Annotated in this window: 1 pseudogene; it reads right to left on the minus strand. The window is 74.6% G+C overall.

Annotated features, from left to right (window positions below):
* Positions 1–329 (minus strand): annotated as a pseudogene (locus B1964_RS29720) (hypothetical protein); the annotation flags it as partial.
* Between the last annotated feature and the right edge of the window lie 72 nt (positions 330–401).

Consider the following 401-nt stretch of genomic DNA (forward strand, 5'->3'; position numbering starts at 1 on the left):
CGCACGCTGGCCAGCGGCCGGCCCAACCACGGGACCGCTGCCGCGGCCCGCCAGAGGGGGTCGTTGGTGGCGGCGTAGGCGTCGGCCGCCGAGTCACGCACGGCCGACGCCTCCCCCGACGACTTCCGCGAATCACCGGACAGCAGTGCCGCTTTCGCGGCCACCGCGTGGTCCTGCGCATCGTGGAGAGCCGACCGCGCCTGCTCGGCGCGGACACCCAGATAGCAGCCCACCGCGACCAGTGCGACCAGCAGGAGCGCACCGCCGAGCCATACCCGCCGCGACGGGCGCAGCCGGGACCGGTGGGAGCGTTGATCGGGTGCCCTCATCTCACCGCCGTGCACCCAGTCGGCCGCCGGGCGTCGAGCCCTCGACGGATGCGGTGGAGTTGGGCTTGCCCA

This window comes from Gordonia sp. i37 (assembly GCF_002043085.1).
Taxonomy (GTDB): domain Bacteria; phylum Actinomycetota; class Actinomycetes; order Mycobacteriales; family Mycobacteriaceae; genus Gordonia; species Gordonia polyisoprenivorans.